This window comes from Sulfuricurvum sp. (genome assembly GCF_028712165.1).
In the GTDB taxonomy this organism is placed as follows: domain Bacteria; phylum Campylobacterota; class Campylobacteria; order Campylobacterales; family Sulfurimonadaceae; genus Sulfuricurvum.
Genome location: NZ_JAQTQR010000022.1, coordinates 1 through 24523 on the forward strand (window position 1 = coordinate 1; position 24523 = coordinate 24523).

23 protein-coding genes are annotated in these 24523 nt (G+C 42.6%); 7 read left to right on the top strand and 16 right to left on the bottom strand.

Translation table 11 applies throughout. From position 1 onward, the window contains the following. A partial coding sequence (locus tag PHP90_RS05560) for a PEP/pyruvate-binding domain-containing protein (protein ID WP_299926527.1) occupies positions 1-782 on the bottom strand: 782 nt, incomplete at its 3' end. A 70-nt stretch (positions 783-852) separates the two neighbouring features. Here PHP90_RS05560 and PHP90_RS05565 point away from each other — a divergent pair. Both PHP90_RS05565 and PHP90_RS05570 read left to right on the top strand, forming a co-directional pair. Next, positions 853-2352, top strand: coding sequence for a B12-binding domain-containing radical SAM protein (locus PHP90_RS05565; protein WP_299926530.1), 1500 nt, complete (start codon positions 853-855; stop codon positions 2350-2352). Positions 2353-2447: 95 nt separating this feature from the next. Further along, a complete protein-coding gene (locus PHP90_RS05570) occupies positions 2448-2999 on the top strand; it encodes a YceI family protein (RefSeq protein WP_299926533.1) in 552 nt (183 codons plus the stop codon). Between the two features lie 83 nt (positions 3000-3082). Here the strand turns inward: PHP90_RS05570 and PHP90_RS05575 are convergent, their stop codons facing one another. The 8 genes from PHP90_RS05575 to PHP90_RS05610 form a co-directional block, all read right to left on the bottom strand. Next, positions 3083-5506, bottom strand: a complete 2424-nt coding sequence (locus PHP90_RS05575) for a PAS domain S-box protein (protein ID WP_299926536.1) — start codon at positions 5504-5506, stop codon at positions 3083-3085. Next, on the bottom strand, positions 5503-7755 hold the full coding sequence (locus PHP90_RS05580) for a GGDEF and EAL domain-containing protein (protein WP_299926539.1): 2253 nt from the start codon (positions 7753-7755) through the stop codon (positions 5503-5505). Before PHP90_RS05580 ends, PHP90_RS05575 begins: the two co-directional genes overlap by 4 nt. Further along, on the bottom strand, positions 7755-10721 hold the full coding sequence (locus PHP90_RS05585) for a chemotaxis protein CheB (protein ID WP_299926542.1): 2967 nt from the start codon (positions 10719-10721) through the stop codon (positions 7755-7757). Before PHP90_RS05585 ends, PHP90_RS05580 begins: the two co-directional genes overlap by 1 nt. 255 nt (positions 10722-10976) lie before the next feature. Continuing rightward, on the bottom strand, positions 10977-11390 hold the full coding sequence (locus PHP90_RS05590) for a hypothetical protein (RefSeq protein WP_299926544.1): 414 nt from the start codon (positions 11388-11390) through the stop codon (positions 10977-10979). A 10-nt stretch (positions 11391-11400) separates the two neighbouring features. Continuing rightward, positions 11401-12129 (bottom strand): Rieske 2Fe-2S domain-containing protein, encoded by a 729-nt coding sequence (locus PHP90_RS05595; RefSeq protein WP_299926547.1) that lies wholly within the window; start codon positions 12127-12129, stop codon positions 11401-11403. A 17-nt stretch (positions 12130-12146) separates the two neighbouring features. Then, positions 12147-12479, bottom strand: a complete 333-nt coding sequence (gene soxZ / locus PHP90_RS05600) for a thiosulfate oxidation carrier complex protein SoxZ (protein WP_299926550.1) — start codon at positions 12477-12479, stop codon at positions 12147-12149. Positions 12480-12491: 12 nt separating this feature from the next. Beyond that, complete coding sequence (locus PHP90_RS05605) at positions 12492-12962, bottom strand: thiosulfate oxidation carrier protein SoxY (RefSeq protein ID WP_299926555.1); 471 nt, start codon at positions 12960-12962, stop codon at positions 12492-12494. A gap of 108 nt (positions 12963-13070) precedes the next feature. Continuing rightward, positions 13071-14426 carry an FAD/NAD(P)-binding oxidoreductase gene (locus PHP90_RS05610; RefSeq protein ID WP_299926558.1) on the bottom strand — a complete coding sequence of 452 codons (1356 nt, stop codon included), beginning with the start codon at positions 14424-14426 and terminating at the stop codon, positions 13071-13073. Between the two features lie 319 nt (positions 14427-14745). Between PHP90_RS05610 and PHP90_RS05615 the strand changes: the two genes are divergently transcribed. Continuing rightward, on the top strand, positions 14746-15045 hold the full coding sequence (locus PHP90_RS05615) for a chorismate mutase (protein WP_299926561.1): 300 nt from the start codon (positions 14746-14748) through the stop codon (positions 15043-15045). A 141-nt stretch (positions 15046-15186) separates the two neighbouring features. Here the strand turns inward: PHP90_RS05615 and PHP90_RS05620 are convergent, their stop codons facing one another. After that, positions 15187-16404 (bottom strand): amidohydrolase family protein, encoded by a 1218-nt coding sequence (locus PHP90_RS05620; RefSeq protein WP_299926564.1) that lies wholly within the window; start codon positions 16402-16404, stop codon positions 15187-15189. Positions 16405-16467: 63 nt separating this feature from the next. On the opposite strand from PHP90_RS05620, the gene PHP90_RS05625 reads away from it, so the two are divergent. The 3 genes from PHP90_RS05625 to PHP90_RS05635 are packed head-to-tail and all read left to right on the top strand — an operon-like array spanning position 16468 to position 18396. Then, entirely contained in the window at positions 16468-16830 is a 363-nt protein-coding gene (locus tag PHP90_RS05625) for a c-type cytochrome (protein WP_299926566.1), read from the top strand. Continuing rightward, positions 16827-17876: a lipid-A-disaccharide synthase gene (gene lpxB / locus PHP90_RS05630; protein WP_299926569.1), complete on the top strand. Its 1050-nt coding sequence runs from the start codon at positions 16827-16829 to the stop codon at positions 17874-17876. The genes PHP90_RS05625 and lpxB overlap by 4 nt, the downstream gene beginning before the upstream one ends. Then, positions 17869-18396 (top strand): hypothetical protein, encoded by a 528-nt coding sequence (locus PHP90_RS05635; RefSeq protein WP_299926572.1) that lies wholly within the window; start codon positions 17869-17871, stop codon positions 18394-18396. The genes lpxB and PHP90_RS05635 overlap by 8 nt, the downstream gene beginning before the upstream one ends. Positions 18397-18400: 4 nt before the next feature. Here PHP90_RS05635 and PHP90_RS05640 read toward each other — a convergent pair whose 3' ends face one another. The 6 genes from PHP90_RS05640 to dsbD all read right to left on the bottom strand — a co-directional run bounded on the left by PHP90_RS05640 (position 18401) and on the right by dsbD (position 22454). Continuing rightward, a complete protein-coding gene (locus PHP90_RS05640) occupies positions 18401-18784 on the bottom strand; it encodes a hemerythrin domain-containing protein (protein WP_299926575.1) in 384 nt (127 codons plus the stop codon). A gap of 40 nt (positions 18785-18824) precedes the next feature. Beyond that, a complete protein-coding gene (locus PHP90_RS05645; protein WP_299926577.1) occupies positions 18825-19091 on the bottom strand; it encodes a type II toxin-antitoxin system RelE/ParE family toxin in 267 nt (88 codons plus the stop codon). Positions 19092-19093: 2 nt separating this feature from the next. Further along, complete coding sequence (locus PHP90_RS05650; RefSeq protein WP_299926581.1) at positions 19094-19312, bottom strand: hypothetical protein; 219 nt, start codon at positions 19310-19312, stop codon at positions 19094-19096. Between the two features lie 125 nt (positions 19313-19437). Then, a complete protein-coding gene (locus PHP90_RS05655) occupies positions 19438-20082 on the bottom strand; it encodes a hypothetical protein (protein WP_299926584.1) in 645 nt (214 codons plus the stop codon). Positions 20083-20220: 138 nt separating this feature from the next. Continuing rightward, positions 20221-20604 (bottom strand): thioredoxin family protein, encoded by a 384-nt coding sequence (locus tag PHP90_RS05660; protein WP_299926587.1) that lies wholly within the window; start codon positions 20602-20604, stop codon positions 20221-20223. A 2-nt stretch (positions 20605-20606) separates the two neighbouring features. Continuing rightward, the gene (gene dsbD, locus PHP90_RS05665; protein ID WP_299926590.1) at positions 20607-22454 is read right to left on the bottom strand and encodes a protein-disulfide reductase DsbD; all 1848 of its coding nucleotides are present in this window, start codon (positions 22452-22454) and stop codon (positions 20607-20609) included. Between the two features lie 148 nt (positions 22455-22602). Here dsbD and PHP90_RS05670 point away from each other — a divergent pair, with 148 nt between their 5' ends. Then, positions 22603-24519: a thioredoxin domain-containing protein gene (locus PHP90_RS05670; RefSeq protein WP_299926593.1), complete on the top strand. Its 1917-nt coding sequence runs from the start codon at positions 22603-22605 to the stop codon at positions 24517-24519. Positions 24520-24523 lie beyond the last annotated feature (4 nt).

Here is a 24523-nt window from a genome sequence, read left to right on the forward strand (position 1 = left end):
AGGGCTTTAGAACCGATTTGACGTTTGAGAATGGTTAATTTACCCTCTTTGAGCGTCGGTTTGAAGACGTAAAATTCATCCGGATTGACCCGTCCGCCGACAATATTTTCTCCCAATCCCCAAATCGAGTTGATAAGGATCAGATTATCCGAACCGTTTTCGGTATCGATCGTAAACATGACCCCGCTGCTGGCAATATCGCTGCGTACCATTTTCTGAACTCCGACTGAGAGGGCAACCGCAAAATGATCGTATCCGCGGCTATGACGGTAGCTGATCGCGCGATCGGTAAAAAGCGACGCAAAACACCGCTTGATGTGTTCGACAAGCATCTCTTCACCGCGTACATTGAGATAGCTCTCCTGCTGTCCGGCGAAACTCGCATCCGGCAAATCTTCCGCCGTGGCAGAAGAACGTACCGCGACATCGACCGATACGACACCGTACTCCGCTTCCATTTGTCGGTAATTCTCAGCGATTTCTGTTTTTAGCGCATCAGGCATATCCCCTGAGAGCATCAAAGTTCGTATCGCTGATCCGCATTTGTTGAGCGCTTCGATATCGGTCAAATCAACACCGGCAAAAAACTGGCGGATTTTGGACTCAAAACCGTTATGCGCTATAAAAAAACGATATCCGTCCGCTGTGATGGCAAACCCTTCCGGAACTTTAACCCCCAGAGTTTTCAACGAACCGATCATCTCTCCCAAAGAGGCATTTTTACCTCCGACCAAGGGGATGTCTTCTAATCTCAATGAATCCAGAGTGCGAATATACTTCATAAATACTCCTTTAGAAACAACACATTTAGATAGAATACCATACTATTTTTAATATCGCATCGGAATTTTTATGACCCCTATCGTGCTTACTACTCTCAATGCCCGTTACGCCCATACCGCACTCGGTCTGCGTTACCTTTATGCCAATCTGCACGAGCTGCAAGCGATGGCAAAGATAGTCGAATTTACGATGAATGAGCAGATACAGAGTATCACGGAGGGGCTCTTGCTCCATTCTCCCCGCATCATCGGCATCGGAGTCTATATCTGGAATGCCGCGCAAAGTGCAGAGCTGATCCAGACCATTAAAAAGGTCTCACCTGAGACGATCATTGTTCTTGGGGGACCGGAAGCAGGATATCTTCCCCACCGTGTCGATTTTTCAAAAGCCGACTACATCATCAGCGGTGAAGGTGAAGTGGCCTTTTATGAATTGTGTAAAAAAATCCTCTCTAACGATGTACCGCAAGAGCATTTCATTAAAGCCCCTCTCCCCGACCTTAAATCGATACATCTTCCCTACGCTGCCTACGACGATGAAGACGTAACACATCGCTACATCTACGTCGAAGCCTCACGCGGTTGTCCGTTCGAATGCGAATTTTGCCTCTCTTCCATCGATGAAAAAGTACGTAATTTTCCTCTCGATCAGCTTCTCGAAGAGTTCGAAATTCTTTGGCAGCGTGGGGCACGGAGTTTTAAATTTATCGACCGGACGTTTAACCTCAATATGACGTTTGCTAACCGGATTTTGGACTTTTTCCTCTCTAAAGAACCACCCTACTTTGCCCATTTTGAAGTGATACCCGACCATTTTCCCGAAGTACTCAAGGAAAAAATTGCCCAGTTCCCTGCGGGATCGCTCCAACTCGAAATCGGGATCCAGACTCTCGATCCCGTGATCGCAAAAGGGATAAACCGTCCCCTAAAACTCGAAAAAATCTATGATAATCTCCGCTTTTTGGAAAACGAAACAGCTGCACACATGCACCTCGATCTCATCGTCGGCCTTCCGGGAGAAACCTTAGAGGGATTCGGACGCAATCTCGACACACTCGTCTCCATTACCCACAGCGAAATCCAGATCGGCATCCTCAAAAACCTCTCAGGAACCACCCTTTCGCGACATGACCGAGAGCATGGTATGATCTACAGCGATATTCCTCCCTATGATATTCTTCAAAACAACCTGCTTAGTTTCGTACAAATCCAAAAAATGAAACGATTTGCCCGCTTTTGGGATATTTTTTACAACAGCGGGAGTTTTAACAAAACCGTTCCGTTACTTTGGAATGAAGGGAAAGTATTTGAAGGTTTTTATGCTTTCAGCGAATGGATCTATGCCCAAACTCTCTCTACATGGAAAATATCGCTGGAACGTCAAATAGCCTTACTCCATACCTATCTGTGTGAACATCACGAAAAAGAGATTGTAGAAGCGGCATTAACCCAAGATTTGGCAGAGCGGCCGGAAAAAACAATCCCGTTTTTCCTACGCCAATCAACTCAAGAGAAAAAAGAGAAAGAGTCCAAAGCGGTAACACCAAAACGTCAGGCTAAGCGTTCTTAGCCTCTCTTAAAACATTCATTTAATCGCGATGCATTAATCCTATAGTAATAATATTTAGCTATAAATAGTGATTAATAATCACAAAAAGGATATTTATGAAAAAACTACTCTTGGCAGGGCTATTGATTGCCAGCAGCGCATTTGCCGAATGTACCTACTACTCAGAAAATGCAAAAGTAACATGGAAGGCTTTCAAAACCTATGAAAAAATCGGGGTTGGAGGTACTTTCGATCATGTCGTATTTTCGCCAAGATCGGCCAAAACCTCCGAAGAGTTCTTAGTCGGAAGTAATATCACGATCAATACAGCAACCGTCAATTCCGGAAATGCCGGTCGCGATGCTACCCTCGTCGCCTCTTTTTTCAAAACTCAAAACGTCGATTCAATCACTGCAAAAATTCTTTCTGTCAAAGATTCAAAAGCTCAGGTTGAAATAACAATGAACGGAGTTAGCAAACAGATACCGATGAGTTATACGATTCATGATGGGAAAATTACGGGAAAAGGGGTGATTGATCTCAACGACTTTGCGATGTTAAAATCACTGCAATCAATTAATAAAACGTGTTTCGACCTGCATGGTGGAAAAACATGGCAAGATGTAGAAATCGGATTTGAAATCCCGGTAGCCAATAATTGCTACTAAGTATTTCTCTGTAATGAGAAATACTTACCATTCGTCAATATCACTGGATTCATGCAAATAGCAAGTAAAATGATTACCGTCTATTAAAAATAAAATTCTTTTTTTTCAAAAAGTTCTACGCAAGCATCAGCTACTGCAGCATCGTAAAGAGTCCCCCGCCCTTGTTTGATTTCATTCAAAGCAGCTTCGACTCCCAATGCCGCACGATAGGGACGGTGTGAAGACATTGCTTCGACGATGTCGGCGACGCAAATGATTTTTGCTTCCAACAAAATCTGATCGCCTTTCAGTCCCTGCGGATACCCAGAGCCGTCGATTTTTTCATGGTGCTGCAAAATTATGTCAGCAATCGGCCAAGGAAATTGAACATCTTTCAGAATATCGTATCCCTCCTGGGGATGAGATTGAATGAGCATAAATTCGATAGGGGTGAGCTTACCGGGCTTGGAAAGAATCTCAGCCGGTACGTGGATTTTTCCAAGATCATGGATGATGGATGCGAAATGTATACCTTGAACTTGCGTATCATTCAAGTTCATTTTCCGCGCAATGGCTGTTGCCAGCACACTAACCCGATTTTGATGGCCTGCCGTATAGGGATCGCGTGCCTCTACAGTAGCAGCAATGGTCTCTATGGATTGTTCCATACTTTGGCGCAAGATCGCTGTATGCTGATCGTGTGCGACACGCTTGCGATGGGCTATGATACCGTAGGCAAGGTCGTTTGCCAATTCTTCAAGTAGTATAACTTCTTCTTCTTCTTCTGCGAATGCGTTTGCTTCCGATGCATAAATATTCAGTGCACCGAATACTGTGTCACCCTCCATGAGTGGAAGTGCAATGCTGGCCGTGTAGCCACGGGCCAAAGCGGCATCTCTCCATAATGGATATTCGCTCTCTGCGGTGATGTTGCGGGTGATGTGAGTTTTTGCGGAGCGTATCGCTTTGGAGAGAGGCATTTGGTTCGCTGCCGTTGCGTTCCAGCTGAGTTTCTCTATCCAATGATGCTCATCTTCCGAACCGGACCATGCCATTGGAATAATGGTTTTTTCCGGATCGTCCTGAGCGTAATCGACCACTGCCAGACTATAGCCCCCTTCTTTTACAATGACCTCCACGACTCTCTTAAGCAGATTTTCTTCGCTCTGTGCCTGTACCAATGCCATATTGCCGGCCGAGAGCGTTTTAAGGGCACGGTTGGCACGATTGATTTCTTCTTCGGCTTTTTTGCGCTGAGAGATGTCACGGATGATACCGATAGCTTCCCATTTTCCTTCTCTCATGTTGGCTGAGAGCGACAGTTCTATAGGAAATTCCGTTCCGTCTTTTTTTAAAGCGGTCAGTTCCATAGTTTTTCCTATGGCAGGTCCTTCTCCCGTATGTATGAAATGGCTGAATCCTTTGTGGTGAGCTTCGTGAAACCGTTCAGGCGCCAAGAGGGGATGCAACGCTTTTCCGACAGTCTCTTCTTTTGTATATCCGAATATGTTTTCAGCCGCTTCGTTCCAATAGGCGATAAGCCCTTCATCGTTCATGATGAGAATCGCATCCTGGGCAGTAGTGGTTATGGTGCGAAATTTCTCCTCGCTCTCGTGCAGCAATTGTTTGGATTTTATCTCTTCGGTGATATTTTCAAAGATATGGATACTGAAACTGTACTCTCCCTCATCGTCATAAACCGGGTAGGTACGTGATTTGAATATTCGGCCGTCCTCGAGGGCGAATTGTTCTTCTTCACCTTTTCCACTTCGGAAAGACTTTTCACAGGTATGCATCGGAGCATCAAGTTTCGGAAAGACCTGATAGTAGGGTTTTCCGATAATATCTTTGAACTTTTGTGCGCCGGAAAGTTCTTTGTATGCTTTGTTGACCCGTATCAGATTGTATTCCCTGTCATGGAGCATTACCCCGTCCTCGATACCGTCGAAAGCATCGGTCCACTCCCTCTGAGCTATGGCAATGATCTCTTTTAGTTTTTTATCTGCAGTGACATCATAAAGTACACTGCGGTATATACCGTTTTGATGCTGCATGATAATCAACTGGGCCCAAAACACGGTTCCATCCGCTCGAATCATCCGCAATGTGCACATTTGCTGTTCGGAAGGCAATACTTCTTTCAAACGGCAGTGATAGTAGCTGTCCTGATCGTCTTTCCAAATGAACCGTGTTAGAGGGTAACCGATCAGATGGTTTCGACTCACCCCAAAGAGCGATGCCACTCTTAGATTGGCTTCAAGAACCAATCCTTCTTTAGAGAGGGTGATATACCCTACGGGTGCCAGATCGTACAGATCCACATAGCGCTCTTGTTGGGCCTGAAGTTTTTGCTGGATTGTGCGAAGTTCTTCGTTTTGCAGCTCCAGTTCGATCTGATGTACCTGCAGTTCATGAAGAAGCGAAGCCGTCTCTTCGGGTGAGAGATTATGATGGTGCGGAGTTTTGGCTGCATTGGCTATGGCAATTTTTTCCGCCTGTTCACGGAGTGAGCTTTTCTCTCTACTCATGGTCGAACTCCTTTTTGTTGTCGTTTCCAATTGTCCAGTAAATAAATACTCAATGTATCAATATCCAAAGGATGACCAAACAGATATCCCTGATAGGCATGACACCCATGGGCTTCTAAAAACTCAAATTGTTCCAGAGTTTCTATCCCCTCGGCAATCACATTCATTTCCAGTCCGATTCCCATGGTGATGATAGTCCGTACGATCATCGCATCATTTTTATTTTCAGGCAGATTCCGTACAAAAGAACGGTCAATTTTGATCTGATTGAGCGGCAATTTAGCCAAATAAGACAATGATGAATATCCGGTGCCAAAATCATCCATGGAAAAATGGACGCCAAGCCGATTGATCGCATCCATCTTCTCAATCGTATCTTGTACATTTTCCAGAACCAGACTCTCAGTCAGTTCGAGCTTCAAGAGTTCCGGGTTTGCTCCGCTCATTTCAAGCGTTTTCTCCAAGAGTGTGACGAAGTCTTTTTGACGAAATTGCCGTGCACTTACATTGACCGAAATACGCAGATGGCGGGTATGTTCGTCTGCTTCCCATGCTTTGAGCTGAGCACAGGCACTTTGCAATACCCATTGACCCATCGGTATTATAAAACCTGTCTCTTCTGAGAGGGGGATAAATTCATCAGGCAGTATCAAACCACGCTGTGGATGTTCCCAGCGAATAAGTGCTTCGACTCCTGTTACACGTTGCAAGTTGTCAATCTGAGGTTGATAATACAGACGAAATTGATTTGATTCGAGCGCCTGCTTTAGCTCATACTCCATTGTACTGCGCAGATCAAGCGCATGCTGCATTTTCGGATCAAAGAAAAGAAGTTGATTGCCTCCGGATTTTTTGGCTTGATACATGGCAATATCCGCATGTTTGAAAATATCTTCCGCAGTATTATCTTTATTAAAAAGTTCAATGCCGATGCTGAGTTTGCAATAATATTCAAAATCTTTGAGTAAAAAAGGATCATTCATTTCCGTTAAAAGTTTATCGCCTATCTGCTTTGCCAAATAGGCCGTTTCTTGTATGTCTGTTTTTAAATTTTGCAGTAAAATGATAAATTCATCTCCACCTTGTCGTGCAACGGTGTCTCCTTCACGAATCATTGTCCGGAGACGTTCGGCTACTTCGATCAGGAGTAAATCACCGGCATCGTGGCCTCTGGTGTCATTAAGACCTTTGAAATTATCCAAATCAAGGAAAAAAATTGCTCCAAACAGTTGGCTTCGCTCAGTAGAAATGATAGCTTGATTGAGCCGTTCTTGAAACAAACGTCGATTCGGCAGTTTTGTAAGGGGATCATAATAGGCTAAACGGTGAATCACCGCTTCAGCTTCTTTATCCTTGGTGATGTCCGAAAAGTTGCCGATATAATGGGTAATCTTTTCATTAGCATCTGTGACAGCGGTTATTGTCAGCAATTCGGCATAAATCTGGCCATTTTTGCGTTTATTCCATATTTCGCCTTGCCACCTTTTAGACTCTTTTAATGTTTTCCACATTTGTTGATAAAAAAGTTTGTCATGACGACCTGATTTAAGAACCCTCATTGTCTGTCCAACGATCTCTTTTTGATCATAGTTGGTTAATCGGGTAAAAGCGGGGTTAATACGTAAAATAACCCCTTGTGCATCCGTTATCACCATCCCTGCTTGGGATTCAAACGCGATAGCAGCAATTCGTCGTTCTTCCTCTGCCTCTTTTCGTTCGGTTATATCATTGAGTATTAAACATATTGTATTGTTCCTCTGAGCTTTTTCCAATCGGTTGGCAGAGAGCTGCACCCAACAACAGGTCTGATTTTCTTTCATTAATCGCAGTTCGCAGGGTTTGAAAAAATGTTTTCTAAAAAAATAATAGATATCCTGATCTTCGCCAAAAATAAAATCCGTTATCTGGTGATGGATCAGTTTGTCCTGATCCGCACCCAGCAGTGAGGAAGCTGCACGGTTGGCTTGAAGAATCTCCCCTTCTTCATTCAACGTGCAATATCCGATGGGTGCTAAATTGTAGAGGTCAAAATAGTCTTCCCGCTCAGCATCAAGTTCACTTTGTATTTTTCGAAGCTCGTCGTTTTGCATCTCCAGTTCGATCTGATGAACTTGCAATTCGTGAAGTACACGAGATATCTCTTCGGGTGATAATGTATTCGTAGTCAGCAGTTCATTGCCACGTACTATCTCTTCTGCTTTATGGCGCAGTACTTGAGCATCATTGGCAGGAGAGAGATGTTTAGGCATTATTCCTCTTTTTTTGGAATCAATCGTTCCGTTGTTGCAATGGAATATATTTCGCCGGCACTGTTGACCAACGCCGTTGCCGTTATCCGCACATCGGAGAGGGAACCGTCCTTGCAGAGGCGCTGCGAGGTGTACGGTTCGAGAATCTCTGATCGGCTAAGATGCTTAATTTTGGAGATCTCTTCTCTTTGATCTGCCCCTGCGATCCGATCCCGTACATTCATACGCAAAGCCTCTTCTTCGCTCCAGCCATATATCGCTGCGGCACCGGGGTTCCAAGCCAGTATGTGTCCATCCAAATCCTGCACCGTGATTGCATCGACGGCGTCATGAACGACGATGGCCAATCGGCTCAATTCGTTGGCTTTATGGAGTGCTTCGCGCATCTGTACCATCTCGGAGATATCGATAAACGAAATGACCGCCCCTTCAATAACGTTTTCGATAGTGCGATAGGGCTGGATACGCATCGAATACCATTTCCCCTCGCGTGTTTGTACCTCTATTTCTTTGGGGATCAAAGAATTTAACACCGACTGTATATCCTCAACAAAGGTGTCGTATCCGATGAGGTTGGAGACGATATGCCCCACGGATCGCCCTAAATCGGGGAGGATAAGATTGATGATTTTAGTGACGGCGGGGGTGAAACGGAGAATGCGTAGTTTGTGATCGACGAAAACCGTACCGATATTGGTACCCGCCAGCAGGTTGTTCATATCGTTGTTGGCACGTGAGAGATCGGTCACTTTGGTTTGAAGTTCGGCATTGACGGTCGATAACTCCTCATTGAGGGATTGAAGCTCTTCTTTGGAAGTTTCGAGCTCTTCGTTAGTCGATTGGAGCTCCTCATTGAGCGATTGCATCTCTTCGTTATAGGATTTGAGCTCTTCATTGGAGATTTCGAGTTTCTGATTGGCGATTTGGAGAAACGCCTCTTGATCATAAAGCTCTTGCTGAAGCGCCGCGATACGTTTGCTTTGATCCGCTCCTAAAGCGGCAAAAACCGTCGCACTTTCAGAGTGAAGTGTATCGTCAGCAACTCCCTCAAAGATGACAAGGTATAACGCAGATTCCGACAAAGCCGTCGTCGGAACCGGCTGTACCGTCAGATTGAGCGTCGTAAAAGTATCGTTGTATTGAATTCTCAAGAGCGGACAATGGGTACTCTCTTTGGACGATACTGCTTTATGCAGCGCCATCGTTAAGTCACGGCGCAGCCCCTCGCGTGCCATTTTTAGAATATTGCTGATACCCACTTCACCCGATGGAAGTTCCAGATACATTCCGGTTCGGCCATGCAGATAGAGAATATCCCCCTGTTCATTCACTAGGGCACCGGACAGCGGCAGGTACCGCAACAGTGATTGTTCCATCAATTCACGCAACGGCTGTTTTTCGGGAACAGCAGGTTTTTCAACGGTACGTGAAGTGAATATGCGAGTTGGCACCGTAATAGGAAGGGTCCGATCTAATATCGTGCGCTGTTTAGTGCCGGTATCCTCTTTACGCTGAAAGAATTTCCATTTTTCATCCAATGCGTTAAAGAGATGTCTAAATTCTCCAATGCTCTCGGATGAGCCCAAAAACAAAATACCCTCAGGATTGAGTGCATAGTGAAACAAAGGGATGACCTTTTTTTGCAAGTCAGCATTCATGTAGATCAGAAGGTTACGGCAGCTGATAAAATCGAGTTTGGAAAATGGAGGGTCTTTAATGATGTTTTGTTCCGAAAAAATCAGCATATCTCGGATGCTTTTATGGATGCGGTAGCTGCCATCATGTTCAGCAACAAAAAAGCGGCCCAATCTCTGCGGCGACATATCTGCGGCGATGGCGGCGGGATAAATACCGCTACGCGCCTTGGCTATGGCATTGGCATCAATATCCGTAGCAAAAATATGTACGGAAATGTTTTGTTGATACTCTTCTAAATACTCTTTTATGAGAATGGCAATCGAATAGGCTTCTTCTCCGGTAGAACATCCGACACACCATATACGAAGTGTTTCTCTTTCGGATCTGAGGGCAAAAAGCTGGGGAATTATTTGCTCTTGCAATACGCTAAACGCTTCCGGATCACGGAAAAAATTAGTGACACCGATCAGGAGATCATGAAACAATGCCTCCACTTCGGCAGGGTTTTGCTGGAGGTACTTGACGTATTCGTCAATCGTTTCGATCTGATGGATGGCGAGACGCCGCTCAATACGGCGCCCAATGGTACTGGGTTTGTATTGGGAAAAATCATGTCCTGTTTGGGAACGGAGAAGGATAAAAATTTTATCCAGCATGTTTTGGACTTTAGGGGTAGATACAAATTCTGGATAGCTGAGTTTTCCAAAAGAATATGCCGTATAAACGATAAGCTGTTTGGCCATCTCTGAGGGGGAGAGGACATAGTCGATAAGACCCGTCGCGATAGCACTGCGCGGCATACCGTCATATTCTGTCGTTTCAGGGGATTGGACGATGGCCATTCCCCCTTCCTCTTTGATAGAGCGGATCCCCTGTGTACCGTCACTTCCCGTACCGGAGAGGATGATACCGATGGCGTGCTCATGTTGATCCTGTGCCAGAGAATGAAAGAAAAAATCAATCGGTAAACGTTGGCCGTGTGCTGCTGTTGGTTCAAGCAGCTGAAGTGAACCGTTTAAAAATGCCATATTGCGTCCAGGAGGTATAATATAGACATGATTAATCTCTACTTTCATACCGTCTTGAACTTCTACAACTTTCATACGGGTATAACGCTGGACAAGCTCAGCCAACATGCTTGCATGATCGGGAGAGAGATGCTGAACGAGTACAAACGCCATATTCGGATCACAATCTAGAGGGATGCCTGAAAAAAACTCTTCAAATGCGGCAAGTCCGCCGGCGGATGCACCTATGCCAACAATAGGAAAAGCGGTAGATCGAGCAGACCCTTTATTTTTTATTTCAGTTGTTTGGCGCTTTGGCATAAATCTTCCATTCCGGTAAAAAACCTAATATAAATACTTAGAAAATTTGAATGCTTATTGTTAAAGAAGGTGATAAATAAGACTATATTTAATTATAACAATAATATACTTTTTATAGCTTACGTATGAAAGAAGAGGAGTTTTTATAGATTTTTGAAAAGCTCCATAGAAATAGAATTTATCTTAACAATAAGTATAAATCTATTTTCTCTAGAGACCTGTATAAATACCCTTTGCAAAAATACCTAAGGGCACCTACCAGTTACGGATTCGAATGTGACATGACGTACACTGCTTGAGTAGCTGTGTATAGTCCTCTAATGCATCATCCATCCGTCCTGCTTCGATTGATGTGACCATATCATCCGAATACAATCGGAGCATGCTCGCCGTTTTTTGGGCAAATTTATAGGCATATACTTGATCTTTCGGCAAAATCACTTTAACCTCGTCACCCTCTAATGATTTTAATGTCCCTTGAAGTTTTTTAACTCCCAATTTCATTTCATCCGTCGAACTGTATAAACCGCCGCGCTGAATCTGCTCCATAGCATCAAGCATGGTTCGCATGTCTTTCATCAGTTCTAAACGAGGGTCTTTTTTCTCTGCCGCATTTGCAGAACTTGCTAAAAGCGAGGCAAGTGCTAAAACTGTTACTATTTTTTTCATAGACATCCCTTTAGTACTGAATAATTTCTTTGGAATATTCGGTCAATTTAACCGTTTTGGCTGAAATCGATACCAGTTGTTTCCCTTGAGCAATCCCGTTATAAAACTCTTTTAACTCCGGTTTAAAGGCTCTGAAATAATCCTGAAATTTATCCGATCCCAAAACTCCGACTGCCCAGATCGTATCATCGTCCGCTACCGTAAGAACAATTGCAGCAAGCGGTTGCGTTGCTGCTCCCCCTAGTACTTTTGCACCTGCGTGGGCATCGTATGCCGAGAGATGGGATGAACAAACGATGATACCGCTTTTACTGTACGCCATGGTCGGTGTCGCTTTTGGGACATATTTGATAAAACTGTCTTTGGGCGTCGGATGAGTCAGCTGATGGGCACAAATAGCACTGTAGGCAACAATTGTACGATCTTTACCTACACCATTTTTCCACACGTATTCTTCACCCGTGTCCGATTTCAAAGTAACTTCCTGCTCTGTGGGCTCAGGAAGATTGATAATCATACATGGAGTAGACGCATACGGGTAGTTAAAAATATAAGTCACCTCTTTTTCCAAAGAAGAAGCCTTAATAGGAGTACCCGCACCGTCTACCAGCTGTACTTTTTCATACGCCATATAGAGACGCCCGTCATCCGCGTACAAAGTCCCGCGAATCAATGAAGGGTTCACCGCTACAATCGTAGCACCCGCCGCTATAACTTTCAAAAATCCTCTACGTTCCATTCTTCTTATCCCCTCTCTCAACCCGCAGGGGTGATGGCTACCGTTTTTTGAGCTTTTTCATTTTCTGAATTTACGAAATCAACAACCAATGTCCCAGGTCCGGTCACTTTCAACGGGAACTGAATCACCGGATTTTGGCTTGTTGCCACATCCAAATCGAAATGAGCTACTGTTGCACCGTTATAGGTAGCCGTAATCTCTTTCATGTAAAAGCGTGGAAATACTTTTCCAGATTCTTTATCTTTGGTAAACCCCGTATCCATTTTATGGATAACAATGATTTTAGCTTTCACCACATCACCGACTTTATATGTCTGATCTAAAATTTTTACTACGCCTCTTAATTCCATGTTATCTCCTCCTCAACCGCATCCGCCGAGAGCGACCCGAACACTTTGTGATGCTTTAAAAATTTGTCCTTTATTGGTTTTTGCCAAAATAACGACATCTTGGGTTTGACCCATTTTGACATTGACATACAAATAAGCGATACCGTTTGCCGGAGTTAAATCAAAAGAGATTGCTTTGTTCACTTTATTCTTGGTGGTCAATACCGTGATATTACTAATATAATTATCCGCGGTCATCGGGTGATTAATAGTCACTTCAACCGGAACAACCGCGCCGTTTTCAGGAGCTTCCGGAATATTAAGACTCATGATTGAGCTGCCGTCTTCCGCTTTTTTCCCAGCAAGATAGTCATTTAATAAATCATTATAAGGTATTTCAATCGCCTCTTCCGCAGCACTCAACCCGTGCCGAAAAAGAATCGGATTGAGCAAGCCGATTGTTGCAAGGGCAAATGAGCCTTTTATGAAACTGCGTCTTTCCATATTTTCCTCTCTTTCAAAAAATCATCTTGTTTTATTGCAAGACAAATCCAAACAATCCGTAATTGCTTGAATCTGTCTTGCACGGCAAACCCGTGCAAGGAGAATGGTTTAGTTAAAGAAGTCTCTGTAAAGACCATTACCCCATTCGATAAGACCTTTACCTGCGGCAAGACCGTCGGCACTGTCCCATTTTTCCATTGTACTTGCATTTGCAAATCCGAATGATTTTTTGGTTTCATCATACGCATATCCGGCATTAACGGAGATCGCGCGTAATGGATCTGATTCAACGGCCGAATAGCAGGTAGTGTGCGGAGATGTCCATGTTTTTTGGCTGAGTTCTTGACCGCCCATGTATTTGACGATGTTTGCCGCAACAACACGAGCTTCCGTATTCGCCGTATTAGCAGACTTACTAAAGCCCATCGGACGAACGTCACCGGTACAGAATACGTTAAGATCTCCAATAACCTGATAGGTAAACGGATCGATATTCGCTTCTGCTTTATTAAATACGCTGTCTTTTGCCACACCCGCGATTTCAAGTAATTTATTTCCGCGAACACGGCTGTAAAGTGCTGCATCCGTGAAATCAATCTCTTCACCGAGTTCCGTAACAATTTTTTGTTTATGCGGATCGATACTTGTGATAGTACTACTTGGCATATAGGTGATGTAATCTTTATACAATTTTTCAAACGCCGAGTGGAAACCGTCCGCTTTAATCGTGATATTCGGATTTTCATCCAAGATAACCACTTTCCCTTTGATCTTGTTGCGTTTCATATAATCCGCAATCAAACAGCTGCGCTCATACGGCCCAGGCAAACAACGGTAGTTTCCGCCAGGTACGGTTTGTACAAATACACCGCCTTCAAAGTTTTCGATTTTTGATTTCAAAGACAATGTTTCGCTTCCGGCGATAAATGCACCCGGGAATTTTGTTTTCAATGTATTTTCTAGCTCAACATCACCGTTTGTCCATTTTGAATAGTCATAATCAATACCAGGAGCCAATACAAGTACATCGTATTTCACGGTCCCTTCATTGGTATAAACAACTTTTGCCGTTCGGTCAATCTCATGTGCCGTTGCTTGCAAGAACGTATAGTTTCCGTTACGTGCACCTTCGAGGAAATCGTGTGTAATAAATTCGAGAGGAAGAATACCTGTCGCTACCAAGTTACTGATAAACCCCGACATAAAGACGGATCGTTTATCCATCAATACTACGTCGATATTCGGATTACCTTTTTTAACGTATTTAGCAATGGTCAAACCTGACGGTCCGGCACCTACGATAACAACACGCGGTCCTTTTGCCGCCGGAATCGGAGCCGGAGATAACAATACCCCTTTTGCTGCCGATTTAGGACTTTCGTTCCCTTTTGCATAACCGCTTGCTGCAGCCGTAACTGCCGCCAATCCGGTAAACTTCATCGCGTCTCTTCTTGATAGCGCCATCGTAAACTCCTTCGTTTAAGTATAAGATTTTTGTATCGGCCAGCAGTGTATCTACGCTAACCTTAATGATTTTTAAATATTAATAATACTTATCTTATGTGAATTATTAAGCCGAATTAAATCTCACATACTTATCACTAAAATAGCGTGAAAATAGCGAAAAAAGCATTGTTTGTCACATAATTAACACATAAAATTTAAATAGGTGGAGTATAAATTTACAGTTTTGCGTGATATAAATGTGATGCATAATTCGAAGTCACATTAAAGTACAAAATGCTATGATTAAGCAAACCATTTATATCAAGAAGGTGTGAGTATGCAAATTAACGATTGCCAAAGCTTGGAAGAGGTACGTCATCATATTGACAACTTGGACGATCAAATCGTCGAACTGATTGCCGCTCGTAACGCATATGTAAAACAAGCCGCGAATTTCAAACATTCTATTGATGAGATAAAAGCAAATGAACGTATGGAAGCGGTCATGGATCGTGTAAGATCCCGTGCCATGGAGTTTGGAGTTTCTCCCAATCTTCTAACTAAACTCTATTCGATCATGATCGATGCCATGGTTGAAGCAGAGATCTCCGAATTCAGGAATGCAAAGTCGTTATAACAGGAGTGTCAAAATGAATTTTTTAGATTTGGAAGACCCTTATATTCTACTGTATTTTGTACCGATTATTTTTGCCGTTATCTATATAGCAGTCAGTTTTTTTGGAGAGCGTGGAGAATAATCCATTCTCCATTATGCTGTTTAAAATCGGGTTACTTCGCCTCGGCAAAGAGCCATAATCACTTTCCCCTGCAATGTCTCATTTTTATAAAGACTATGATGGTGCATAACCTGTGTTGTTTGAGACGGATCAAAAAGAATCAGATCACTCGATGATCCTACACTGATCTCTCCTGATGCTATCCCAATCTGTTTTGCCGGAGCGTAAGAGGTGACTGCTACCAACTTAGACATATCGATAACATTTGTTGAAATTAAATACGTATAGAGTAACGGAAGATACTCCGCAATAGAAGTTGTCCCTACATGTGCATCGTAGAATGTGATATCTTTATGAATATCGGAGTTCGGCTGATGAAGGGATGTGAGTGAATGGATATCCCCTCGTCTCAATGCATCAATAAGCTCTAAGCGTTTCGCTTCATTTACCAACGGCGGATTGATTTTGGCATCGGTATCAAACCCTAAACATGCCGAATCGTTTTTAAAGAGATGATGGATAGCCACTTCACACTCCACACTGACCCCCAACGCCCGTGCTTCAGAGATCAACTCGATCGATCGGGGTTCAGTGATACTTTTGAATACAATCTTGATCCCGAAATGACGTGCAATTTCTATCATCGAAGCAACATGAACCACTTCAGAAAGAGGTGATATCCCCGGTAATCCAAGCTGTGAGGCGATAGTCCCATCTGACATAACACCGCTCTCAGTCAGACTTTTCTCTTCCGCTTTGTAAAAGAGTGCTTTATTCGCCATTTTCAGATATTGGGCGATTCGGCTGATCAGATTATAATCGGCAAGAGTTGCAGTATGTACGGCAACAGAGCCTTTTTTGAGCATAATAGCAATATTGCTCAGCGCACCTGAATCATTCAATGCACTAACGGTACTCTCGATCGTTGCACCGTGGGATAAATGACGATGTTGTTGGACGAATTCGAGAGTTATTTCATTGTCGATACGCGGGTGGGTATCACTGGATAATACAGCGGTAGTCACTCCTCCGCTGAGAGCACGGGTTGAGAGCTTTTCGAGATTGGTACGGCTTAGCTGAGAATCTTTTAGCCGTACATCGGTATCCACAAGGCCTGGTATCAAATAACAGCCATCAGCTTTTAGTATTTCATCACCGCTGAGATTTTCACCGATCTGGGTAATAACCCCCTCTTCGATTCTCACATCTCCTTTGCGCTGCCCTTGTGCATCACAGATAATGACGTCAGAAATGACCATAATTAACTCCCGTTCGCTATAATTACGTCATTTTAATCTATGTAACGTTTAAAAAGGGTTAGAGTGCGCAAAATCATACTGTTGATATTTCCGATGATTGCACTCATGGCTGCTCCTTCGGCGTATGAGCAAGGTAAGAAGCTCTATTTTTCAAAAGGGTGCAACGGCTGTCACGGCGTCTCGGCGACCGGCAGCGGTCAATATCCTTCTCTTGCATACCGCCGAAAAAATGTCCTCGTTGATAAACTCAAACGTCTCCGTAACAAACAAGGGAACACACAATTGGCTCAATTGATGATTCCCATAGCTATGACACTTAACGACAAACAAATCGATGAAGTAGCCACTTTTTTGAGTGAATATCATGAAAACCAAAAACACACCTATGTCCCTGATGATTCAATGACGGTTGGAGACGGATCATGAAATTACTGGTAAGTGCGCTCGAACATTCCGCCAATGTTCATTTAAAATATCTTGTTAAAGAATTAGGTGACGATGTATTCTTATCAGGAATTTTTGACGCATCTTTGGGAGAGAGTATCGTTGATTTGCGATCCACCTCAATTATGGGTTTTGTGGATGCGATTAAAAAACTCCCTTTTTTCTTCCGTTTGAAAGATCAGATGGTGGAATTAGCTGAGAAAGCCGACAAAGTTCTTCTGATCGATTCATCAGGATTCAACCTCCCTTTGGCTAAAGCGATACGCAAACGCTATCCGGAAAAAGAGATCATTTACTATATCCTCCCTCAAGCCTGGGCTTGGAAGAAAAAACGGATTCCTGTACTTGAAAAAACGATTACCCGTCTGTGTTCCATTCTCCCCTTTGAGCCTTTCTATTACTCTCCTACAGCTCCCATAGAGTACGTAGGACATCCGCTTCTCGATGAGATTACCATCCGAAAAGAGTCACTTGAGACTACCGGAAAAATCACGTTTATGCCGGGAAGCCGACCGGGAGAAATCAAACGTCTGATGCCTGTTTTTCAACAATTGCGCCCTATGTTAGATACCCGCGCACTGCTTGTTATCCCTCCCCATTTTACGACGGAGCAGATCGCTGAGCTTTACGGTGATATTTCAACATTCGAAATAACCCATGAAGCACACCAGAGTTTGGCGGACTCTGATTTTGCCTTTATCTGCAGCGGAACGGCAACGCTTGAAGCGGCTCTTATCGGTACCCCTTTTATCCTTACCTATATTGCTAAAAAGCTCGATTATGCGATTGCATCGAGACTGGTAAAGCTTGACTATCTCGGATTGGGAAATATTTTATTTTCATACGAATATCAGCGTCCGCTACATCCTGAATTCATCCAAAACGAAGTCACGGCACAAAATCTGTATAATGCCTATATTAAAATGGACAAAGAGACTTTTTTTAACGATGCCGGACATCTTCGGGGTCTGCTGGAACACGGCAGTGCGGTACGCGTAAGTCAGATTATTAAGGAATACAATGTTTAGAATTTTTTCATGGTTCAAAACCAAAATACGCACCTTTACCGATGAGAAGATCATCCCTTATGTTTTTACTCTCAGTGATGGTCCGATGCTCTTTAGAGATTTGCTCAAAACCAATAAAATGTATCAAGACGGATTAAAACTGGAAGGAAAAATTCCGGGTTTCCGACTCAGTACAGGAAGAAGTTTCCTAGTTTTTATCGGACTATGGAATCTGATTATTTTGCCTATAGCTATCGCTTTTCATCCGCTTTTAGCAAAAATCGACTGCCATTTGCTCATTATTATGGCAATCTTGTTTACCGGGATGTTTTTTGCAACCTATGCTCTGTATAAAGAATATTTGATCGATACGGTTGCACTGAAGATCATCAAAAGTGCATGGGAAAACCATTTTCCCCATTTTGATTATGATCTTCATGCCAAAGAAGTGGCGAAAATTTATTCGGAAGCGTTAGACAAAGAGATACCGCATAAAAATATGCAGCTTTATATTTTAGATAAATTGGTCGAAAACAAATAAGTGTTTAGCGGCTTAGGGTAATCACCCGAGCCAAATCACTGTCCATATTGAGCAAATGATTGCGAAACCAATCCCCCAGCCGATCTTTCACGTACGCTTTGGCAAACATCAGCTTGCCGCTTGATACTTTCTCTCTGAAATAATTCATCTCATCCAGTGCTTTTTGATGTTCCGCATAATGTTCGGTTTTATTCGGATAAAGGATCCGTTCCATATCCGCCTCTTCTTCGGCAAAATGAGCTTTCGTATGGAGTATAACGGCGTCAAAAGCGTCTAAAAACTCGCTATCGGCGGTATTTTTAAGTGTTTCGTACAGAACATAGAACTCTTCATGTCTTTTATCGATAGAGTCTACACCGACTTTTAGGGCATCTGGCAAAGGTGACATTGAGAGCCTTTTTTATAAAAGGTATTCAATTATTGTTCTATTATTGCTTCCACTCATTCTGATTGAAAATACCTAAGATTACAATATCATCTTCTTCGATAATATAAGGGATTGTATATCCCTTATAGACGAGTTCCCGACTCTCATTTTTAGTCATTCGCCCTTTTCTCGGATTGTCAATCAAACTCTCTATGATCGTTTGTAAATCACGATTGAATTTTTTTGCCGCAGAGCGCTTATCTTTAGCAATAAATGTAACAATAGCCTTCAGTTCATCTTTGAATCGATCACTTCGTATCGTTTTCAAATTTACGCCACTGTATCGATAAAATCGTCCATCTCATCCCAAAAAGCTTGATCGAGAGGAGCAGTTTCCATTTTTCCTGATTTATAATCTTCGATACGTCGCTCTACTTCATCAGCATACCACGGAGTTTTTGCTTCTTCGATTCTAACAGCTTCTTTTGGAAGGGTTTTTAAAAAGGCTATGACTTGATCGCTGAAACTGTCATTGATAGTAACTGTCATGAGCACTCCTTTTTACTTGATAGAGTATTGTACTACTCAATTAAACAAAATCGACTAAAGCTTGAAAACTAAAGAATCAAAGTATTTATTCATTTTATTTCATTCTATCACTTTTTTTCTTTTATTTATATTTCAAATCCTTCCTTTTTTAATTCATCTTGCAAATAAGTAATTACATCTTCAGTCAATGGTAAAAGAGAAAAACCACGTGGGTGATTAATAAGATTATTCTCAATATCTTGTATAAAAAAAGCTGCCTGTTGTTCTAAATTTTGATTTCTATAATATTCTATAGCAAATGCAATTGACTGCAACCGAGTAATAATATTCATGACTTTACCAGCAGAATCTTGAGAAAAAAAATAAAATAAATCCTTAGAATCAAGTTTATCGGCAAAAATTATTGAATCTTTGCTCATTTGTTCTAATGCTACATCAGAATATTGATGTAACTTTCCACGATTATCTAAAATAGATGAAAAAGTCATCTTTATTTTTATTAAATGATGTAATGCATAATTGAACTCAGTATTTTTCTGCTTTATTTTATTTAGTTCATTTTGTTTATTCGCATTTTCCATTGTCAATGCTGAAGATGTTGTTGCCATCAAAGCAGAAATGATAACACCAATAGATGCCCATAATGGAAAATTATCCTTATCAATATTAAACTTTTTGTTAAAATTATCTATACCTATCAAATGAGATATTATAACAATCAAAATTAAAATTGCTAAAATTATTAAAAGTCTTAATGCAAATTTTTTCATGTTTTTCCTTATCTCTTTAAAATTTATAGAGGAAGCTTGCATCTTGTTGTTTAATGAAACTAATATCAGATTTTTGAAAGAGTGACAAGTTATGTTCCTCACCGTTAAAGTGAGGATATTATAGCGGAATCGATAAGTTTACTTTTTGTATTTTCCCAAGATTCCCATAAAATTAGGGACATTTGCAGCACCGTCATAACGACCGATTTTTTTGCCGGTTGCATCGAGAAAGTGGAACGTCGGTGTTCCAATATACCCCAATCCTTCCGGTATAAAATCGTTGTGAACATCCAAATGTACCGGAACATACGATTTTGCTACATCAGACATCACCATTTTCTCTTCAAAAACTACGTCGGTCATATAGTCACACGCCGGACACCCTTCTTTGGAGAGCATCACCATGACGTTTTTATGCTCTTTTTTCGCTTGTGCCAATGCAGCGTCATACGACGGCGCCCATTTAAGTTCGGCAAGCGCACAGCTCGCCAGCAATGAAAGTGCTAAGATTATTTTTCCCATAATTATTGTCCTAAGTGTTTGATAAATTCTTGAGGTTCTTTAAATCCGACGATATCGGCATCTTTCTGATGCACTCCGTTTTCATCAAAAAACAAGATTGCCGGAGGGCCGAAAATACCGAATTTGCTGCTGATCTCTTTTGCCTTATCGTCGTTGGCAGTCAAATTGACTTGTACAAGCACATATTTGTCCATTGCCGTTTTAACGCTTTCGTCGCTAAACGTTTTGGATTCATACTCTTTACACGCTGTACACCAATCGGCATAAAAATCGACCATCACTTTTTTACCTTTGTTTTGAGCCAAAATAGCATCCAACTCTTGAAGAGAGGTTATTTTTTCAAAACTTTTGTGTTGAGGCTGATTCACACTGGCTGATGCTTGATTCGGGAGAAAAGGATTTAACGGATGCAACGGATTGGTCGCACCTGCCATACCGCCCAAAAGCAATGACATACCGTAGAGGAAAATAATAATCCCAAGCGCTTTTTTATTGGCCCGTTGGCAACGGATACAACGTCCACGAATCGGTTCCAATGCTCCCATATTCACGGCTACAAATACCGCCAACGCTCCCCAAAGCATCAGTGAAATATTTTCATCGAGGATACGGCTGATCATCCAAATCGAAATTCCGATCAGCATGACCCCAAAAATCGATTTGATGTTATCCATCCATACACCGGGGCGAGGCATAAATTTGCCGGCACTGGTTCCGATAGCAATGAGAGGAACCCCCATACCGATACTCAGTGAAAAAAGAGCTGTTCCGCCCAACAGGGCATCTCCTGTCTGACCGATATAGATCAATGCTCCTGCAAGCGGTGCGGCAACGCACGGACCCACAATCAAAGCCGATAAGAATCCCATAATCGCGATTCCGATGACTCCACTTTGTGATCCGCTGATCTTAGTGATTTTAGACTGGATTACATTGGGAATTTGCAGTTCGAACAGATCGAACATCGACATTGCCAATACGACAAAAATCAGGGAGAACAGAGTAATAATCCATGGCGTTTGAAATGCCGCCTGCAGATTTGCTCCGAATAATCCGGCCAAAATACCGGCAATCGTATACGCGACTGCCATAGATAGGACATACACGACCGAAAGCCAAAATGCCCGCTTTGTCCCTATTCCAGCACCCTGGGCCATAATAACCGAAGAAATAATCGGAATCATCGGGAAGACACACGGTGTCAATGCCAATAAAAGTCCGAATCCGAAGAAACTCAAAATAATAAACCAAAGGCTTCCCCCTTTGATCACTCCGGCGATTTGATCGGTTTCAGACCCTTTTGCGGCTGCTTTAGGCTCAGAGTTTACTTCTGTTTTTACTGCCGTTTCCGTTTGAGGAAGCGGAGCAGGTTCAATCGATTTGGTCACTGCAACAGGGGCTTTTTCAACAGAAGAAGCTAATGATTGCTTCAACGGAATCGTATCTGCATTCAGCGTTACTTCCAGCGTTTTTTCGATCGGTTCATAACACAACCCTGCCGATGAACATCCCTGATAGGAAATCTTTACCTTCACCTTTTTTTCGCCGCTCAGCTCTTTTGTTTTTTCCAAAGCGATGCGTATTGCAGGTGAGACTTCATATACACTCTCACCATCAAGTTGGGTCGGTTTAGCCATCGTGATTGCTTTAAAATCGATACCGTCATTCTTATCAGTATCTTCCACTTTTAATTTATCGGAATAAATGTGGATTTGATCCCCCATGATCAGCTCAACACCAAGCGTTTTTGGGTCAATCATCTTGGCCGAGGGTTTAAATGCCTCATCCGGCTGTAAAAAACCGACTCCAAAAACATTTAAAGAAATAAGTAAAAACAATAGCCAACGCATATAAAAACCTTATCTAAATTTCTACTCTATTTTACCGCATTTAACTGTTACCTTCCTCATAGAGAAACATTGTTAATATTTTTCAGCTTTGTTATAGCCTCAGATGCTACACTACAGCCATTGTTACAAATCGTCAAAGGAACAAACCATGTCCAACCGCCTAGCTCTTGAAGATTCCCCATATTTACAACAGCACAAAGACAACCCGCTCAATTGGTATCCGTGGTGTGATGAAGCCTTTGAACGCGCACGCAATGAGCACAAAGCGATTTTCATCTCTATCGGATACAGCAGTTGTCACTGGTGCCATGTAATGGAGCATGAGGTGTTTGAAAACAATGAAATCGCCGAATTTGTCAATCAGCATTTTATCTGTATCAAAGTGGATCGTGAAGAGCGCCCCGACATTGACAAACACTATCAGGAACTGCATACCCTCCTGAACCGCCGAAGCGGCGGATGGCCTCTGTCGATATTTTGTACTCCGCAGAACAAACCTTTTTATGCCGCTACCTATATCCCGCCGTACAATCGTGAACGGATGATGGGATTCAGTGAACTCACCGCTATCATTGCCGAAAAAGTGGCGGCAAATGACGAAAAACTGTTCCAAAATGCAGATGAAATCACAACCTTTCTCCAACCTAAAAAAGAACCGGTTCAGGCAACGGCACTGAACGAAAAGATAATCCTGCAATTCACGCTTCAGGCACAACACAACTACGATAGTGACAACGGCGGATTTTCAAAATCACCGAAATTTCCTCATGTTTCAACCCTGCGCACATTGATGAATATCGACCGGATCGCCCCGAATGACGAGATAAGAACGACCCTTACCCATACCCTTGATTCAATGGTGCTGGGAGGAATGTATGACCATATCGACGGTGGATTTTGCCGCTACAGTACCGATGATATATGGCTGGTACCGCATTTTGAAAAAATGACCTATGACAATGCCCTCCTATGCGGTTTGTATGCAGAAGCGGGAATCTTTTATGAGAATGACAATTATCTGCGCATCGCTCGTGAAAGTGCCGATTTTATGCTCCGTTTCATGATGGAGGACAATCTGTTTTACAGCGCGAGTGATGCGGACAGTGACGGTGAAGAAGGAAAATATTTTGTCTATTCGTACGCTGAAATCATTGATGCGCTTGAAGCATGCGCTGTTTCAAATCCAAAAGAAGCAGCCAAACTGATTGGTGTGACACCGGAGGGAAATTTTGAGGGGCATTGTATCATCCGATTCACATCCCATGAACGTCCCGAGTGGTTTGTATCTCTTCGTGCAGAGCTAAGTCATCTGCGCCAATCACGTACCTATCCGTTTATAGACCGCAAAGTGATTACCGCGTGGAATGCCATGATGATCAAAACATTATTTGTTTTGGGACGCGATACCCCCTCTTATCGTACTCAGGCGATCGCATGTTTGGAAAGACTTACCGAAACAATGGTAATCGAAGAGCAATTAAAACACTCAGCTCTCATCCACAAAATACCAAAAATAGACGCTTTTTTAGAAGACTATGCCTATCTTTGTACTGCATTGATCGAAGCGTATCAATCAACCTTGGAAGAAACCTATCTCATACATGCTCAACGCTTTGCCAATAAAGCATTGGAACTCTATTATGAAGAAGGTAAATGGTTTTTCAGCCGCGGTGCATTTACCACGGTTGCTGAATTGGATGACGGTACTTACCCGAGTGCCATGGCGGTTATGGTCGATGTATTACTCAGTCTTGGAATTCTAGTCGATCCCAAATATCGCCATTTTGCGTACAAAAGCCTCGAATATGTTTCGATCAAACTTATGAAAACTCCGATCTATTATCCGACTCTTACCGAGCAGACGATCCGTTATCTTAAAGAACAGCGGCTTATCAAAGGATCATCAGAAAATCTTTTAAACCTCTCCAAAACATTTGTCTATCCGTTCGTTCTTCTCAAAAATGATGAGACCTTAGAAGAACTAACTGTCTGTGGTGAAAATGCCTGTTTCGCCGCTACAAAAGACGGTTCCAAACTTGACGGATTAATCGCTTCAACGCTATAATCGA